At 37.9% G+C, this 17,846-nt stretch carries 12 protein-coding genes, 5 tRNA genes and 5 rRNA genes (1 of these 22 cut by a window edge); 2 read left to right on the top strand and 20 right to left on the bottom strand.

Annotated features, from left to right (window positions below; genetic code table 11):
• The first annotated feature begins 144 nt into the window (after window positions 1-144).
• On the top strand, window positions 145-801 hold the full coding sequence (locus G9F72_RS00830; protein WP_164960114.1) for a PIN domain-containing protein: 657 nt from the start codon (window positions 145-147) through the stop codon (window positions 799-801).
• Between the two features lie 72 nt (window positions 802-873).
• Here G9F72_RS00830 and G9F72_RS00825 read toward each other — a convergent pair whose 3' ends face one another.
• From G9F72_RS00825 to G9F72_RS00785, 9 genes are all read right to left on the bottom strand, one after another.
• The gene (locus tag G9F72_RS00825) at window positions 874-1,515 is read right to left on the bottom strand and encodes a LysM peptidoglycan-binding domain-containing protein (protein ID WP_164960113.1); all 642 of its coding nucleotides are present in this window, start codon (window positions 1,513-1,515) and stop codon (window positions 874-876) included.
• 221 nt (window positions 1,516-1,736) lie between these two features.
• Window positions 1,737-1,991, bottom strand: coding sequence for a YkuS family protein (locus G9F72_RS00820; RefSeq protein WP_164960112.1), 255 nt, complete (start codon window positions 1,989-1,991; stop codon window positions 1,737-1,739).
• 171 nt (window positions 1,992-2,162) lie between these two features.
• Window positions 2,163-2,366, bottom strand: coding sequence for a heavy-metal-associated domain-containing protein (locus G9F72_RS00815; protein ID WP_164960111.1), 204 nt, complete (start codon window positions 2,364-2,366; stop codon window positions 2,163-2,165).
• 10 nt (window positions 2,367-2,376) lie between these two features.
• Window positions 2,377-3,294 (bottom strand): stage 0 sporulation family protein, encoded by a 918-nt coding sequence (locus tag G9F72_RS00810; protein ID WP_164960110.1) that lies wholly within the window; start codon window positions 3,292-3,294, stop codon window positions 2,377-2,379.
• A 1-nt stretch (window position 3,295) separates the two neighbouring features.
• Complete coding sequence (locus tag G9F72_RS00805; RefSeq protein ID WP_164960109.1) at window positions 3,296-4,240, bottom strand: DNA polymerase III subunit delta'; 945 nt, start codon at window positions 4,238-4,240, stop codon at window positions 3,296-3,298.
• Window positions 4,241-4,303: 63 nt separating this feature from the next.
• The gene (locus G9F72_RS00800) at window positions 4,304-4,633 is read right to left on the bottom strand and encodes a cyclic-di-AMP receptor (RefSeq protein ID WP_164960108.1); all 330 of its coding nucleotides are present in this window, start codon (window positions 4,631-4,633) and stop codon (window positions 4,304-4,306) included.
• 14 nt (window positions 4,634-4,647) lie between these two features.
• Complete coding sequence (gene tmk / locus G9F72_RS00795; protein ID WP_164960107.1) at window positions 4,648-5,268, bottom strand: dTMP kinase; 621 nt, start codon at window positions 5,266-5,268, stop codon at window positions 4,648-4,650.
• Between the two features lie 50 nt (window positions 5,269-5,318).
• A complete protein-coding gene (locus G9F72_RS00790) occupies window positions 5,319-6,767 on the bottom strand; it encodes an aminotransferase class I/II-fold pyridoxal phosphate-dependent enzyme (protein WP_164960106.1) in 1,449 nt (482 codons plus the stop codon).
• Window positions 6,746-6,958, bottom strand: coding sequence for a sigma factor G inhibitor Gin (locus G9F72_RS00785; protein WP_164960105.1), 213 nt, complete (start codon window positions 6,956-6,958; stop codon window positions 6,746-6,748). The genes G9F72_RS00790 and G9F72_RS00785 overlap by 22 nt, the downstream gene beginning before the upstream one ends.
• A gap of 281 nt (window positions 6,959-7,239) precedes the next feature.
• Here G9F72_RS00785 and G9F72_RS00780 point away from each other — a divergent pair, with 281 nt between their 5' ends.
• Complete coding sequence (locus G9F72_RS00780; protein ID WP_164960104.1) at window positions 7,240-8,385, top strand: M20 family metallopeptidase; 1,146 nt, start codon at window positions 7,240-7,242, stop codon at window positions 8,383-8,385.
• 96 nt (window positions 8,386-8,481) lie between these two features.
• On the opposite strand, the gene G9F72_RS00775 is transcribed toward G9F72_RS00780, so the two are convergent.
• The 11 genes from G9F72_RS00775 to G9F72_RS00725 form a co-directional block, all read right to left on the bottom strand.
• Entirely contained in the window at window positions 8,482-8,973 is a 492-nt protein-coding gene (locus G9F72_RS00775) for a hypothetical protein (RefSeq protein WP_164960103.1), read from the bottom strand.
• 457 nt (window positions 8,974-9,430) lie between these two features.
• Window positions 9,431-9,505, bottom strand: a tRNA-Cys gene (locus tag G9F72_RS00770).
• A 6-nt stretch (window positions 9,506-9,511) separates the two neighbouring features.
• Window positions 9,512-9,587, bottom strand: a tRNA-Phe gene (locus tag G9F72_RS00765).
• A gap of 5 nt (window positions 9,588-9,592) precedes the next feature.
• Window positions 9,593-9,709: ribosomal RNA gene (gene rrf / locus G9F72_RS00760) — 5S ribosomal RNA — on the bottom strand.
• A gap of 63 nt (window positions 9,710-9,772) precedes the next feature.
• Window positions 9,773-12,697, bottom strand: a 23S ribosomal RNA gene (locus G9F72_RS00755).
• Window positions 12,698-12,857: 160 nt separating this feature from the next.
• Window positions 12,858-12,934, bottom strand: a tRNA-Ile gene (locus G9F72_RS00750).
• Between the two features lie 5 nt (window positions 12,935-12,939).
• Window positions 12,940-13,015 (bottom strand) — tRNA-Ala (locus tag G9F72_RS00745).
• A gap of 168 nt (window positions 13,016-13,183) precedes the next feature.
• Window positions 13,184-14,699, bottom strand: a 16S ribosomal RNA gene (locus tag G9F72_RS00740).
• A 634-nt stretch (window positions 14,700-15,333) separates the two neighbouring features.
• Window positions 15,334-15,410: transfer RNA gene (locus G9F72_RS00735), tRNA-Ile, on the bottom strand.
• A gap of 6 nt (window positions 15,411-15,416) precedes the next feature.
• Window positions 15,417-15,533, bottom strand: a 5S ribosomal RNA gene (gene rrf, locus G9F72_RS00730).
• A gap of 59 nt (window positions 15,534-15,592) precedes the next feature.
• Window positions 15,593-17,846, bottom strand: a 23S ribosomal RNA gene (locus tag G9F72_RS00725); it runs 671 nt beyond the window's last position.
• The 16S, 23S and 5S rRNA genes sit together here with 5 tRNA genes alongside, the layout of an rRNA operon.

Genomic DNA, 17,846 nt, shown 5'->3' with positions numbered 1-17,846 from the left:
AGTATACCTCAAATTTTATTGTTAAATCAAGGGGATACTATTTATAAAATAATAAATTCATTATTCATAGTTCATAAAACTACTATTACTTACCATTGTTGAATATATATTAATTATAGAATAATTGATTTTAATGAGGTTAAAATGGAATTAATATTATATCCTTTTAAGAATATGGTTTTCAACAAAAATTCTGTATTATTAGATGCCTCTTTCGTGCTTAGCTTAATATATGATGACGATATTAAACATAGTGATTGTCTGTCATGCTTAAAGCAACTTTCTGAAGGCGGCTCCGAATTTTACACTACCAGTATCATATCTGCAGAAGTTTTAAATCAAATACTGTACAAATTATTCATTAGTGACATTGAATCTAAAATAAATAATATTAGCCCCTATAACTCAATTGACAACGTTAGGGCTATAACAAATAGCTTTAGCCGCCATGACACAAAAATATTAAAGCAAAGGAAAGAAGACAGACTTATTCATATTCCATATAAAAGGTATTTTGATAATATTTCTAAAAATTCCATGCGAAGAAATTTATTAAGTATATATTATAATAAGTCTGTAGAAATAATATCAGAACTTGAAAAAATTATAAATATAAAATATCTCAACATTTCTGAAGGTTGTATATCTCTAGTTAAAAATTTTATGTGCGAAAATTTATTATCTGTAAATGACGCTTTTCACCTAGCTACTGCGGAGTACAATAATATAGATTTTTTACTGACTTTGGACGGTGATTTTCTTTTTGCTGAAAGTAGTAAAATGAAAATACTTAAGATTTAAATCATTTTAATTAATTGTACTAAAAAAGAAGCCTATTTTGATTGTCTCAAAATAGGCTTCTTATCTTGGCTATTATTTAGGAATATAAATATGTGTTCCTTCTTTGATATTATTCTCATCTGTAATTTTATTTGTTTCTTTTATCATTTCTATAGCCTGTTTTACCGCATAAGTAGGCATGTTAACTTTAGCAATTGAAGTTAAGGTATCTTGCTTTTTAATAATGTATTCGCTAGTATTAACGTCTGTTTCCACAGTCTTTGATGTTTCTATTGTTTTTTCATAAGGAATTACTATCTTCTGCCCCTCTGAAATTTTGTAAGATGCATCTATACTGTTTCTATTTTTAATAAATTCTACAATTTTAGTTTTATCCTGACTAGGCATATATGTTTTTGCTATACTAAATACTGTATCATCTTTTTTGACAGTATATATGCCAACATTAGTTTTGTCATTTATATATGCAACATCCATTTCATTAGTACTTTGTCCCTCAGTATTTTCAATTCCCTGCTGTGTTTCACTAGTGCTAAGATTACTTCCTTCATTTTCATTTGTTAATCCCTCATTACTTTTTTGCACTATACTATCATCTGTTGGTTTTATATTAGTAGCTGTTTTGGATCCTCCAATAAACCTTAAAGCAAAAAATACTCCTAAGATTACTACAACAATAGTAGATACACTAATTATTCCTTTTTTCATTCTCATCTTTATAACCCCTTTCATATTTATTAGTAAATTATTTACATTTTAATTATTGACAGAATTTAAAAATCTCATACATATAATAATATTTTTTTATTTTCTAAAATCATATTATTAATATCTATTTAAATCAGACAAGGCAAATAAAAATAGGCTGTCAACTTTGCACATAAGTTAACAACCTCTCGTATAAGTGAACAACCTCTATACTCCTATTTAATTATCTATTCCTTTGCTTCTATTCGCTTGGCAACTTCCTCAGCTGTCATCCCAGTTGCATCAATAATTGGGGTGCTCGAAATAGTATCCTCTATTCCCATAAAATTTTGATTTTCACCAGTTACAACAACTGCATCATACTTATCCAAAAAATTACCTGCATTTTTTTTCCTGTTATCAAATTCTCTCACTTTATATCCTTCTTTGCATAAGTAATCACTAATTGCGGTCAATCCATTTTGCACTGCCACTTTCTTCATAATTCACTCCTCCCTTCAAAATTATTATCTCCAATAAAAAAAAGTGTATTCACAGGTCATGATTATACTTAAGGCTTTAACCTTGTAAAAACCAAAATAAAAAAACACCAAATAAATAGTTGTTCAAACTATTTACTCGGCATTTATAAAACTCTAATTAAGGGTCATTTTTTATATAACGGCGTACCCGGCATCTTCAATGGATTCAATTAAGTTATCCAATGAAACAAAATAATCATCATATATTATTTCTATCTCTTTACTTTCACCATTTATTTGGCAAGCAATAACTCCTTGATTATTTGATATTGCTAGATTAACATTACTAATATCATTTGAAGTATTCATATTGCATACTTTTATAACTGACTTCATCTATATCCCCCTAATTATCTTTAAATAATTCTTTTATTATATATGAATCTTCTTCATTTTCAACCAATTCTAATTTTAATTTAATGTCCTCCACAATTACAGCATCTTCATAGCTTCCTGAAATTAATGTTAGGTCTTCAATTTTAACCTCCACTATTTCTTCATCGCTACCATTAAGTTTTATCTTAATTTTCACAGATTCTTTTACAACGCTATTACCGATAACTTGTGATCTACCATAAGGTGTATCAACTATGGATCCTATAGTAGGTAGTGTTTTTCTTATTTTTTCATAAGTATCTTGCTCATAATTTAAACAGCACATAAGTCTCCCACAAATACCTGAAATTTTTGTAGGGTTTAATGATAAGTTTTGCTCTTTAGCCATTTTTATAGACACTGGTGCAAATTCTCCTAAAAAAGTAGAACAACACATAGATCTACCACATGGTCCAAGCCCACCTATCATTTTTGCTTCATCTCTGACGCCTATTTGCCTAAGCTCTATTCTTGTTCTAAACACCGCCGCAAGATCCTTTACGAGTTCTCGAAAATCTACTCTTCCATCTGCTGTAAAGTAAAATATAACTTTATTATTATCAAAAGTATACTCTACATCTATAAGTTTCATATCAAGTTCGTGTTTATGAATCTTATCTAAGCAAACCTCATAGGCTTCCTTTTCTTTTCTTTTATTTTCTGAATCTTTTTCTGCATCTGCATCTGTAGCCTTTCTAATAACGCATTTGAGAGGAGACACTATAGCATCTTCTTTTATTTCCTTTATGCCAATAACACATTCTCCAAATTCTATACCTCTTACTGTTTCAACAATAACCTTATTGCCCTTTTGAATATCTATATCATTCGGACTAAAATAATATATTTTACCAGCTTTTTTGAATCTTACTCCTATTACTGTAACCATGTTAAACCTCCTGCATCTTAAGTAGCATTACTTCGAACGTAAGCCCTGGGTTAACGTTCCTATCCAAATTCTCTCTAGTATCATTTATTATATTTATAATACCATTTAATTTGTTAAATGAAAATATATTGGCTAATTCTTTTATACTTAATAACTTATCTATGTTAATAATTATATTTTCTTCTTCAATTTCTTTATATATTATAGTGTCCCTAATATACGAAAGAAATGCAGTTAATATTTCTTTAAAGTTTTCCTTCTGATTGGACAATTTCTTTTCATACTTCATTAACTCTTCAGTTCCCACTTTATTAAGCTGGAGTAATATTTCCAAGGTAATATTTCTAATATCCTTAAAATTACTATCTCCAATAAATCTTTCTGCTTTTCCAGGTATTCCATCACTAAAGGCCACAATAACCTTTATTTCTTCTAAAGATAAATTCGGATAATTTATTTTTAGAAATTTTTCCATCTCATCTACAGTTAAACTTTTTAGCTTGTGGATTTGACATCTTGATTTTATTGTGTCCAATATAACTTCTAAGTTTTCACATAATAAAAGTATAGTCACATTCACAGGTGGCTCTTCAATTGTTTTTAAGTACGCATTTTGGGCTTGAGGCGTCATTTTATCTGCTTCGTAAATAATTATAACTTTCTTATCCCCTTCATAGGGTTTTTTATTAATTTCTTCAATTAAAGTTCTTATAGAACCTACACCTATAGTACTTTTATTTTTTTCTATATGCCATTCCACTAAATCAGCGTATTGCATATCTTTATTCTTTCCCAAAATCTTAAGCCCTATGTTCCTTGCAAGTTTACTTTTTCCTATTCCATCCTCTCCAACTAAAAGATGAGCATGCGATAGTTTATCTAAATTTATAGATTTACTTATTTGATTTTTTATATTATCATGACCTATTATGCTCTCAAAACTCATTTTAATCCTCCATATACATATAAGCAAGTATATATTTATATTTATATACTTGCTTATAAATAGTTATACCTTTATATACTTATCTACATCAACTACAAATACATTTGCTCCACCTGCGTCAACTTCAATAGGAAAAGGCATATATACTCCTGTTGATCCTGCTACAGGTGAAGGTGATGTTACTATTTGCTTTCTTGACTTGCATACATCCTTTATAATAGCCAAAACTTCATCTACCTTTTCTTTCTCCACACCTATTAGCAATGTTGTATTTCCTGATTTTAGAAACCCACCTGTTGTGGCGAGTTTTGTAACTCTAAAATCTTTATCTGTTATTACCTCAATTAAATCACTTGCATCATCATCTTGTACTATTGCAATAACTAATTTCATATAACCCCATCCTTTTATAATTTTATTTTTTTAATAGCCCTTATTATATCTTTATGTATTTCATCTACATTTCTATTGCCATTGATTACTTCTATTTTATCATATTTTTTACAAATATCTAAGTAACCTTCAAAAACTTTTTTGTGAAACTCATTTCCACTGTTTTCTAATCGATCTAAAGTCCCCTGCATTTTTTTCCTCTTTAGTCCCTCCTCATAGGGGATGGTAATCATAAAAGTTAAATCTGCCTCTAGTCCATCTAAGGCAGCTTGATTAATGCTTCTTATTCGCTCTATTCCAAGACCTCTACCAATTCCTTGATACACCATTGAAGAATAAACAAAGCGATCACATATGACCATTTTGCCAGATTTTAAAGCTGGCTTTATAACCTCATTAACCAATTGTGCACGAGACGCGGCATAGAGCAATGCTTCACACATATAGCTCATATTAGAATTATCGTTATCTAATATTATTTCTCTGATTTTCTCGCTAATTTCTGTTCCTCCAGGCTCTCTTGTTCTTACTACCTCATATCCTGATTGTTTTAGATACCCTTCCAATAATTCTATTTGAGTAGTTTTTCCTGAACCATCTGGACCCTCTAATGCTATTAGACGACCAATTTCCATGCAATCCCCTCCACCAATATGTATATATTAATAGATATTAATTATAATATCTATTTCTCTACTGTTTCAACTTTTCCCTCATTAATTCCTAGCACTGTTACATTGCACTGCATGTAATATTCTATTACATCTATAGTATGCTCATCTAGTCTTTCTCCAGGCATTACAATAGGTATTCCTGGCGGATATGGTACTATTGCTACAGCACTTATTTTACCCGCTGATTTTCTTAACTCTACCATAGTTTTTTCCATACCCATTACTTCATATGGGTACATAATTGGAATTGGAATATCGTAATCTATTATCTCTACATATTCCTCTTTTAAAGTATTCATATCACAGTTTTTAAGAGCTTTGTACAAGAACTTAAAATCTTGCTGCGAATTAAAGGGAGAGAATATTAAAACTACGTTTCTACTATCACTCATCTCAGCTTGAATTTTGTTTACTCTTAAATATTCTAATAATTTATGCCCACTATAACCTTTAGGTACATTTAGTATATACCTAGTTAAATCCATAGTATACTTATTAATATCCTCATCATGATTTACTGACATCTCATGTAAGTCTTCAGGTCCTAAAATATAAAATTTTCCTAGACTATTAATTTTTTCTTTATAAAACTGGCAGAGTTCAATTAACTTTTCATAGTCATTTTCACCATACTCCTCAATATAAAATCTTGCATAATCCATAGAGCATAAAAGCATATAGGAGGGACTTGTACTTAAAAAAGCACTTACATAAAAATCTACTTTACTAGTATCAATACCTTCACCAACATGTAAAAAAGCTGTTTGTGTTAAACTAGGTAGTGTTTTATGTGCACTCATAACTACCATATTTGCTCCTATTTTCAAAGGATTTTCAGGTAATAACACCGATGCCCCAAAATGAGCACCATGTGCAGCATCTACCAATACCTTCATATCATATTTTCTAGCTACTTCAATGACATATGGTAAATCGAAGCATATACCATAATAATTAGGGTAGGTAACAATAATACCTTTAGCATCTTTATTTTTATTAATTAAATATAAAAAATGCTCCTTATCTAAGGGAAAAGGAGCATCATATTTAGAATTAATTTTATTCTTAATGTATACTGGTTTCAATTTTCTCATGATAATGGCATTAAATATGGAACGATGACAATTTCTCTCTACAATAATTTTGTCGCCCTCGTTAAAACATGAGAAAATCATAGCTAGATTCCCACTAGTACTTCCATTCACTAGAAAATAAGATTTAATACTTCCATAGTATTCACTCAACAACTTTTGAGATTCCTCTATTATGCCCTCTGGACAATGAAGATTGTCTAGTCCGAAAACCTCAGTAATATCGCCTTTTATAAGATTTTTATAAAGTTCCTTACCTTTCACCGTTTTTAAAAATCCACGCCCACCTTTATGACCTGGCATAGCAAATGGAATATTTCTTTCTTTTATATATTTTAACACTCCTTCTACAAGTGGTAGTCTTGACAATCTTTAGTCACTCCTCTTGGTATAAACTGTACCAAAGTCTTTCTTATACAGTTCTTGTAATATTCATAGAAATCCGTATTAGCCTTTGCTTCTATAATTCTTCCTTCGCAATTCACACAAATTCCTCTTCCATTTATTATTATACCATCATTTAGAGGCTTTCTACATATAATACATTTTTCTTTTTTCATAATTTCCCCCTTAAACTTGCTCTCTTAAATCATCACCCTAGGTGTATCTAAAACTACCTAAAGTATAGCCTCTTATTATATATTTTATTCAAGTAAGTACGGTTTCTTATTTTGTCCACATAATTATTGGAAATATATTTATCTACATTTTAAGCCAAAACAAGCTATTAAAAATTGTTATATGACCTTATAAAACTTTATTTGTTAATATCAATATATTTATGCACCTTAGGTTATACTAACTATGTTATAATATCGAAAATTTGAGAGGAGTTCATTGCATGAAACAAGAGATTATAAGTTATTTAAGTACTATAAAAGACGATATACATAATTTATCTAAATACCTCTATGATAATCCAGAAACAAGTTATAAAGAATATAAGGGTTGTTCCTATATAATAAATATGTTAAAAGATCATAATTTCGAAATACAAGAAAACTATTGTAATATTCCTACTTCTTTTTATGCTGAATACGGGAGTGGTCATCCTAAGATATGTTATATATGCAAGTATACAGCCACCGAAAATGTAGGTCATATTTTTGGTAATAACGTAAATGCAAGTATTTCTACTGCAGCAGCCCTGGGTTTATCAAAGGTAATATCTAAAAGTGGTGGGAGTGTAATTTTACTAGGATGTCCAGGTGGTTACTCCAATGGATCAGAATTGACACTAACAAAAGAAAAATGTTTTGAAGATATTGATGTTATCATTGCACCTCACTCTGATATAAGCAATGCAGAAAGTGGTACCTCCATGGCTACCATTCCAATTAAAATTGTGTATAGGCAAGATATTAATACTAAGAATAAAGAGCTTAGTAACTTTTCATCTTTAGATACCTATTTGTTTATACTTAATGCCTTAAATCAATTAATAAAAGGATTAAACAAGAGTTTATCTATTGATGCTGTCTCTATAAAGAATGTATCCTCTTGTCCTAACTCATTTTCTAAGTCCGAGGCTAAACTATATTTGACAGCTACTAAACTAACTGAGGCTAAAGTATTAGAAAAAACTGTGTTGGATCTTACTAGATCAATGTCTGAAATAATGAATATGACTGCAGATATTAGCCTATTTGAATTACCTTCTGAAGAACTTTTAACTAATAAATCACTATCAAGGATATTTACACATAACTTAAAAGAATCCGGCATTATTGATATTGAACCATGTAAAAATGCAAGATATGGATTAGGTATAGGCTCTATAAGCCATATTACTCCATGCATATACCCCTCAATAGCTATTACACAGAAGTCCCTAATAAGTTGCCCATCGCAAGCATTTGCTCTAGAAACTCAGACAGACTTCAGTAAAGATAATACTATAAAAGCCGCAATAGCTCTTGCCATAACTGGGCTAGACATTATTGAAAAAGAAGATTTACTCAAAGAAATTACAGTTGAAGTAAAATAACATATGATTAACAGTTAGAAAATATCTTTGTAATAAAAAAAAGAAGTATAATCATAATTTAATTATACTTCTTATATAAATCTCTAATTTTATTTTTTAAAATAATGGTTTAGCTTTTATTGACCTAATCTTACTCATAAGACCATCACTAGGCTCAAAGTAAAACTTTTTGAATTTATCCCCTGCTTTATATACACAACAAAACTTATTTCCATTAAATGTAGAACACAAATACTTTTTACTACTGCTAACATGAATATCTGCATTGCAATTACTATATTTACCAATAAACTCTATATCCTTTAATTTAATATCCTCTAGTATTTTAGCATCTTCACCTTTTATTTTATGAATAATAAATTGATCTGCCACAATAGAATATTTATACTTAATCTTACATTTTGAAAACTCAATATAGCAAAGAGCTAGCATTAATGTATTAAAAAACATAGTTATAAATGTTTTTAAATTTATGCTACCTATACTTATCTTAGGTAATAAATCTGATAGGCATATAAACGTTATTAGTGTAATAAACAATAATACCACAGCTGGAAATTTTTTTCTTTGAACCATTTCTTTATACATAAAATTTTAGACCCCCTGAAGTAATTTAAAAAGTTAGGCATAAATAGTTTTGTGTCCAACATATGTGATTATACTAGCATTTCATATATTAATCTACTTGTCCTAAGTTCCTTATAGTGTGTATAACCTTAGTATATGAGCATATAGCATGTTTATAGTAGTTTATATGTATCAACATATGTATTTCTAAGTTTATCTCTATATTACTACTTTTTATAAAATGTTATTGTCATATCATTTATTTATACCTATTAAAGAATATGAACTTAGTATAAGTGTATCTCCATAAATGTAAACTTATACATTTCAGCTTATAAAATTATCCATTTTTCATTTTAATGTTCTACAATATTTTGTAGGATTACCCACTTTATAAGGCTTCTGAAGTTTTATTTCAATATATTCATTAAATCATAGTGAACGAAAAAAAAGCACCTTGTATATTTACAAAGTGCTTTGGAGGCGCCACCCGGATTTGAACCGGGGAATAAAGGTTTTGCAGACCTTGACCTTACCGCTTGGCTATAGCGCCAAAAACTGGTGGCTAGACCAGGAATCGAACCAGGGACACGAGGATTTTCAGTCCTCTGCTCTACCGACTGAGCTATCCAGCCACATTACCTGGCGATGACCTACTCTCCCACAAGGTTGCCCCTGCAGTACCATTAGCGCATTGAAGCTTAACCGACCTGTTCGGTATGGGAAGGGGTGTTACCTTCATGCCATAATCACCAGATTGAGAAAATTTATATTCTCTCAAAATTGCACAGTGAAATTTTTCGCTTCATATATATATATTAAGGTCAAGCCCTCGACTTATTAGTATTAGTCAGCTGAACATGTTACCATGCTTACACCTCTAACCTATCAACCTGGTGTTCTTCCAGGAGTCTTACTAACACCGTGCTTGCGCACGAGTTATGGGAAATCTCATCTCAGGGTGGGCTTCACGCTTAGATGCTTTCAGCGTTTATCCCTTCCAAACATAGCTACCCAGCGATGCCACTGGCGTGACAACTGGTGCACCAGAGGTTTGTCCATCCCGGTCCTCTCGTACTAAGGACAGCTCCCTTCAAATTTCCTACGCCCGCGACGGATAGGGACCGAACTGTCTCACGACGTTCTGAACCCAGCTCGCGTGCCGCTTTAATGGGCGAACAGCCCAACCCTTGGGACCTACTTCAGCCCCAGGATGCGACGAGCCGACATCGAGGTGCCAAACCTCCCCGTCGATGTGGACTCTTGGGGGAGATCAGCCTGTTATCCCCGAGGTAGCTTTTATCCGTTGAGCGATGGCCCTCCCACGAGGTACCACCGGATCACTAAGTCCGACTTTCGTCCCTGCTCCACTTGTAGGTGTCGCAGTCAGGCTCCCTTCTGCCTTTGCACTCTTCGCGCGATTTCCAACCGCGCTGAGGGAACCTTTGAGCGCCTCCGTTACTTTTTTGGAGGCGACCGCCCCAGTCAAACTGCCCACCTAACAATGTCCTGTGACCAGATTCATGGCCTCCAGTTAGAACCTCAGTACTGTCAGGGTGGTATCCCAAGGATGACTCCACACAGGCTGACGCCCATGTTTCTCAGTCTCCCACCTATCCTGTACAGACAATACCGAAATTCAATGCTAAGCTACAGTAAAGCTCTACGGGGTCTTTCCGTCCAATCGCGGGTAGCCAGCATCTTCACTGGCACTACAATTTCGCCGGATGTGCTGTTGAGACAGTGCCCAAATCATTACGCCATTCGTGCGGGTCGGAACTTACCCGACAAGGAATTTCGCTACCTTAGGACCGTTATAGTTACGGCCGCCGTTTACTGGGGCTTAAGTTCATACCTTCGCTTGCGCTAAGTAATCCCCTTAACCTTCCAGCACCGGGCAGGCGTCAGCCCCTATACATCAGCTTTCGCTTTAGCAGAGACCTGTGTTTTTGCTAAACAGTTGCTTGGGCCTATTCTCTGCGACCTACTTTCGTAGGCACCCCTTCTCCCGAAGTTACGGGGTCAATTTGCCGAGTTCCTTAACAGCAATTCTTCCGATGGTCTTAGGATTCTCTCCTCACCTACCTGTGTCGGTTTGCGGTACGGGCACCAATATCCTCGATAGAGACTTTTCTTGGCAGCGTGGAATCAGATACTTCAGGAATAAATTCCCTTCCCCATCACATCTCAGCGTTAAGAGCAAACGGATTTGCCTGCTTGCTCCGCCTAAATGCTTAGACACACATCCAATAGTGTGCACATCTTATCCTCCTGCGTCATCCCATTTCTAATAACGTCCATTGGTGGTATCGGAATATCAACCGATTGTCCATCACCTACGCCTTTCGGCCTCGGCTTAGGTCCCGACTAACCCTGAGAGGACGAGCCTTCCTCAGGAAACCTTAGGTTTTCGACCGTTAAGATTCTCACTTAACTCTCGCTACTTATGCCAACATTCTCACTTCTGTACCGTCCACCACTCCTTACGGTATGACTTCAGCCAGTACAGAAAGCTCCTCTACCGCGTACACATAGTGTACACCCATAGCTTCGGTGGTAAGTTTTAGCCCCGGACATCTTCGGCGCAGGATCTCTTGACTAGTGAGCTATTACGCACTCTTTGAATGAGTGGCTGCTTCTGAGCCAACATCCTAGTTGTCTTAGAAATCCCACATCCTTTTCCACTTAACTTACACTTTGGGACCTTAGCTGATGGTCTGGGCTGTTTCCCTTTTGACTACGGATCTTATCATTCGCAGTCTGACTGCCGAAATAAAAGTATATGGCATTCGGAGTTTGATAGAGTTCAGTAACTGTTGTCAGCCCCTAGCTCATTCAGTGCTCTACCTCCATTACTCAATTAATCGACGCTAGCCCTAAAGCTATTTCGAGGAGAACCAGCTATCTCCGAGTTCGATTGGAATTTCTCCGCTATCCACAGCTCATCCCATGGTTTTTCAACACCAACGTGGTTCGGACCTCCACGGAATTTTACTTCCGCTTCATCCTGGCCATGGATAGGTCACCCGGTTTCGGGTCTACGACATGCAACTATACGCCCTATTCAGACTTGGTTTCCCTTCGGCTCCGTACCTTAAGTACTTAACCTCGCTACATATCGTAACTCGTTGGCTCGTTCTACAAAAAGCACGCCGTCACACATATAAAGTGCTCCGACCGGTTGTAGGCACACGGTTTCAGGTTCTATTTCACTCCCCTTCCGGGGTTCTTTTCACCTTTCCCTCACGGTACTTCTTCACTATCGGTCACTAGGTAGTATTTAGCCTTGGGAGGTGGTCCTCCCTGCTTCCCACAAGGTTTCACGTGTCTCGTGGTACTCTGGATTAGATCTGACTGTTTTTCCTTTTCATTTACAGGCCTATTACCTTCTGCGGAGCAGCTTTCCAGCTATCTTCAATTAAGGAATTGCAGTATTTATGATCTATCCTCAACCCCTAGGTCAAAGACCTAGGTTTGGGCTCTTTCCCTTTCGCTCGCCGCTACTTAGGAAATCGATGTTTCTTTCTCTTCCTCCGGGTACTTAGATGTTTCAGTTCCCCGGGTCTACCTCTGCATACCTATTTATTCAGTATGCAGTACATAGTTGTTACTATGTGGGTTCCCCCATTCGGAAATCTTTGGATCACAGGCTATTTGCGCCTACCCAAAGCTTATCGCAGCTTAACGCGTCCTTCTTCGGCTCCTAGTGCCAAGGCATTCGCCATGCGCCCTTTGTAGCTTAACCTTTATCTTTGTCTATTTGCATAGACAACTTCGCCTATTTAAATAGACGGTTTGATTGATTTTGCGAAATTGTATTAAATTCATTCATAACTACTTACGTAGTTTTAAACTTATTAAAACAACTTTAATTTCACTGTGCAATTTTCAAAGAACATAAAAAATGGTGGGTCTAAATGGACTCGAACCATCGACTTCTGCCTTATCAGAGCAGCGCTCTAACCAGCTGAGCTATAGACCCATTAATGGTGGAGGTAAAGGGAATCGAACCCTTGACCCCCTGCGTGCAAGGCAGGTGCTCTCCCAGCTGAGCTATACCCCCATTTTTGGAATTTCACTTTAGAAAAACTATTTATTAGTTAACTCGGAAGAATTAATTTAACTCTAAAGAGTAACTAAAATTAGTCTCTCAAAATTAAACAGAGAATAGGTTACGAGTAATTACAGTAGATGTTTTGCATTGACCGAAGTCTTTGCATCTACTCCCTAGAAAGGAGGTGATCCAGCCGCAGGTTCTCCTACGGCTACCTTGTTACGACTTCACCCCAATCATCAATCCCACCTTCGGCCGCTGGCTCCTTACGGTTACCTCACGGACTTCGGGTGTTACCAACTCTCATGGTGTGACGGGCGGTGTGTACAAGGCCCGGGAACGTATTCACCGCGACATGCTGATTCGCGATTACTAGCAACTCCGGCTTCATGTAGGCGAGTTGCAGCCTACAATCCGAACTGGGATGAGTTTTTGAGTTTGGCTCCACCTTGCGGTCTTGCATCTCTTTGTACTCACCATTGTAGCACGTGTGTAGCCCTAGACATAAGGGGCATGATGATTTGACGTCATCCCCACCTTCCTCCCGGTTAACCCGGGCAGTCTCACTAGAGTGCTCAACTTAATGGTAGCAACTAATGATAAGGGTTGCGCTCGTTGCGGGACTTAACCCAACATCTCACGACACGAGCTGACGACAACCATGCACCACCTGTCACCCTGTCCCGAAGGACTTCGCCCATCTCTGGGTTATGCAGGGGATGTCAAGTCTAGGTAAGGTTCTTCGCGTTGCTTCGAATTAAACCACATGCTCCGCTGCTTGTGCGGGCCCCCGTCAATTCCTTTGAGTTTTAATCTTGCGATCGTACTCCCCAGGCGGAATACTTATTGTGTTAACTGCGGCACCGAGGTTCGACCCCCGACACCTAGTATTCATCGTTTACGGCGTGGACTACCAGGGTATCTAATCCTGTTTGCTCCCCACGCTTTCATGCCTCAGCGTCAGTTACAGTCCAGTAAGTCGCCTTCGCCACTGGTGTTCTTCCTAATCTCTACGCATTTCACCGCTACACTAGGAATTCCACTTACCTCTCCTGCACTCTAGACACCCAGTTTCAAATGCAGCACCCAAGTTAAGCTCGGGTATTTCACATCTGACTTAAATGTCCGCCTACGCATCCTTTACGCCCAGTAAATCCGGACAACGCTTGCCACCTACGTATTACCGCGGCTGCTGGCACGTAGTTAGCCGTGGCTTCCTCCTCTGGTACCGTCATTATCGTCCCAGAAGACAGAACTTTACAACCCGAAGGCCTTCATCATTCACGCGGCGTTGCTGCGTCAGGGTTTCCCCCATTGCGCAATATTCCCCACTGCTGCCTCCCGTAGGAGTCTGGACCGTGTCTCAGTTCCAATGTGGCCGATCACCCTCTCAGGTCGGCTACGCATCGTTGCCTTGGTGGGCCGTTACCTCACCAACTAGCTAATGCGCCGCGGGTCCATCTCAAAGTGGAAACTCTAAAGAGAATCCTTTGATGTCTCAATCATGCGATCAAAACATATTATGCGGTATTAATCTCCCTTTCGGGAGGCTATTCCCCTCTTTGAGGCAGGTTACCCACGTGTTACTCACCCGTCCGCCGCTAATCCACCCCGAAGGGTTTCATCGCTCGACTTGCATGTGTTAGGCACGCCGCCAGCGTTCGTCCTGAGCCAGGATCAAACTCTCAATTTAAAAGTTTACACTTTTTATTTGAAATGAATAATCTGCGCCAACTGTTAAGCTGGTTAGCAAGCTCATTACATACTTTTTAGTCTTACGACTAAAATTACTTTTTTATCTAAAGTAATTAACTGGTCAAGCGAAATATTATTTCGCTATTTTACCTATTTCTCTGTTTAATTTTCAAAGACCAATTTGTTTTTATCGTTACTCATTCGCAACGACAAGGAATATCTTATCATAAGAATATAGTTTTGTATTTTAACTAACATTTATATAATAACATTAGTGTTTGTATGCTCCATATTACTCAAAAATACTAAGAATTAACTATACTGACACGCCTGAATGAGTGTCCATATATTTTAATAATTAAATCTTGTTTAAAATACATCTCTTTTAAACACCAAAAGGATTGGCATAAATATTTATGCCAATCCTTCTTTAATATATGTGAGTAAATATAAATCATTTATATTAAACATAACTGTACAGTTTTGCTTTCGTAAGTATATATACTTATCTTTTATACAAAATGTATCAACATTATCCACACATATCCGCGTGATTTATGTTAATAAAAAAATTTTTTTTAAAATTAATAATTGTTGAAAATAAAAAAACAGTTCAATAGAACTGTTTTTTTTGGTGGACCTTCAGGGACTCGAACCCCGGACCGACCGGTTATGAGCCGGTAGCTCTAACCAGCTGAGCTAAAGATCCATTTTTACCTGGCGACGACCTACTCTCCCACAAGGTTGCCCCTGCAGTACCATTAGCGCATTGAAGCTTAACCTTCGTGTTCGGTATGGGAACGGGTGTTACCTTCATGCCATAATCACCAGATTGAGAAAATTATATTCTCTCAAAATTGCACAGTGAAATTTTCGCTTCATATATATATTAAGGTCAAGCCCTCGACTTATTAGTATTAGTCAGCTGAACATGTTACCATGCTTACACCTCTAACCTATCAACCTGGTGTTCTTCCAGGAGTCTTACTAACACCGTGCTTACGCACGAGTTATGGGAAATCTCATCTCAGGGTGGGCTTCACGCTTAGATGCTTTCAGCGTTTATCCCTTCCAAACATAGCTACCCAGCGATGCCACTGGCGTGACAACTGGTGCACCAGAGGTTTGTCCATCCCGGTCCTCTCGTACTAAGGACAGCTCCCTTCAAATTTCCTACGCCCGCGACGGATAGGGACCGAACTGTCTCACGACGTTCTGAACCCAGCTCGCGTGCCGCTTTAATGGGCGAACAGCCCAACCCTTGGGACCTACTTCAGCCCCAGGATGCGACGAGCCGACATCGAGGTGCCAAACCTCCCCGTCGATGTGGACTCTTGGGGGAGATCAGCCTGTTATCCCCGAGGTAGCTTTTATCCGTTGAGCGATGGCCCTCCCACGAGGTACCACCGGATCACTAAGTCCGACTTTCGTCCCTGCTCCACTTGTAGGTGTCGCAGTCAGGCTCCCTTCTGCCTTTGCACTCTTCGCGCGATTTCCAACCGCGCTGAGGGAACCTTTGAGCGCCTCCGTTACTTTTTTGGAGGCGACCGCCCCAGTCAAACTGCCCACCTAACAATGTCCTGTGACCAGATTCATGGCCTCCAGTTAGAACCTCAGTACTGTCAGGGTGGTATCCCAAGGATGACTCCACACAGGCTGACGCCCATGTTTCTCAGTCTCCCACCTATCCTGTACAGACAATACCGAAATTCAATGCTAAGCTACAGTAAAGCTCTACGGGGTCTTTCCGTCCAATCGCGGGTAGCCAGCATCTTCACTGGCACTACAATTTCGCCGGATGTGCTGTTGAGACAGTGCCCAAATCATTACGCCATTCGTGCGGGTCGGAACTTACCCGACAAGGAATTTCGCTACCTTAGGACCGTTATAGTTACGGCCGCCGTTTACTGGGGCTTAAGTTCATACCTTCGCTTGCGCTAAGTAATCCCCTTAACCTTCCAGCACCGGGCAGGCGTCAGCCCCTATACATCAGCTTTCGCTTTAGCAGAGACCTGTGTTTTTGCTAAACAGTTGCTTGGGCCTATTCTCTGCGACCTACTTTCGTAGGCACCCCTTCTCCCGAAGTTACGGGGTCAATTTGCCGAGTTCCTTAACAGCAATTCTTCCGATGGTCTTAGGATTCTCTCCTCACCTACCTGTGTCGGTTTGCGGTACGGGCACCAATATCCTCGATAGAGACTTTTCTTGGCAGCGTGGAATCAGATACTTCAGGAATAAATTCCCTTCCCCATCACATCTCAGCGTTAAGAGCAAACGGATTTGCCTGCTTGCTCCGCCTAAATGCTTAGACACACATCCAATAGTGTGCACATCTTATCCTCCTGCGTCATCCCATTTCTAATAACGTCCATTGGTGGTATCGGAATATCAACCGATTGTCCATCACCTACGCCTTTCGGCCTCGGCTTAGGTCCCGACTAACCCTGAGAGGACGAGCCTTCCTCAGGAAACCTTAGGTTTTCGACCGTTAAGATTCTCACTTAACTCTCGCTACTTATGCCAACATTCTCACTTCTGTACCGTCCACCACTCCTTACGGTATGACTTCAGCCAGTACAGAAAGCTCCTCTACCGCGTACACATAGTGTACACCCATAGCTTCGGTGGTAAGTTTTAGCCCCGGACATCTTCGGCGCAGGATCTCTTGACTAGTGAGCTATTACGCACTCTTTGAATGAGTGGCTGCTTCTGAGCCAACATCCTAGTTGTCTTAGAAATCCCACATCCTTTTCCACTTAACTTACACTTTGGGACCTTAGCTGATGGTCTGGGCTGTTTCCCTTTTGACTACGGATCTTATCATTCGCAGTCTGACTGCCGAAATAAAAGTATATGGCATTCGGAGTTTGATAGAGTTCAGTAACTGTTGTCAGCCCCTAGCTCATTCAGTGCTCTACCTCCATTACTCAATTAATCGACGCTAGCCCTAAAGCTATTTCGAGGAGAACCAGCTATCTCCGAGTTCGATTGGAATTTCTCCGCTATCCACAGCTCATCCCATGGTTTTTCAACACCAACGTGGTTCGGACCTCCACGGAATTTTACTTCCGCTTCATCCTGGCCATGGATAGGTCACCCGGTTTCGGGTCTACGACATGCAACTATACGCCCTATTCAGACTTGG

The sequence above is a fragment of the Clostridium estertheticum genome (genome assembly GCF_011065935.2).
Taxonomy (GTDB): Bacteria; Bacillota; Clostridia; order Clostridiales; family Clostridiaceae; genus Clostridium_AD; species Clostridium_AD estertheticum_A.
Note: the sequence above shows the minus strand (reverse complement) of the source record. Positions and strands in the feature narration are given on the sequence as shown.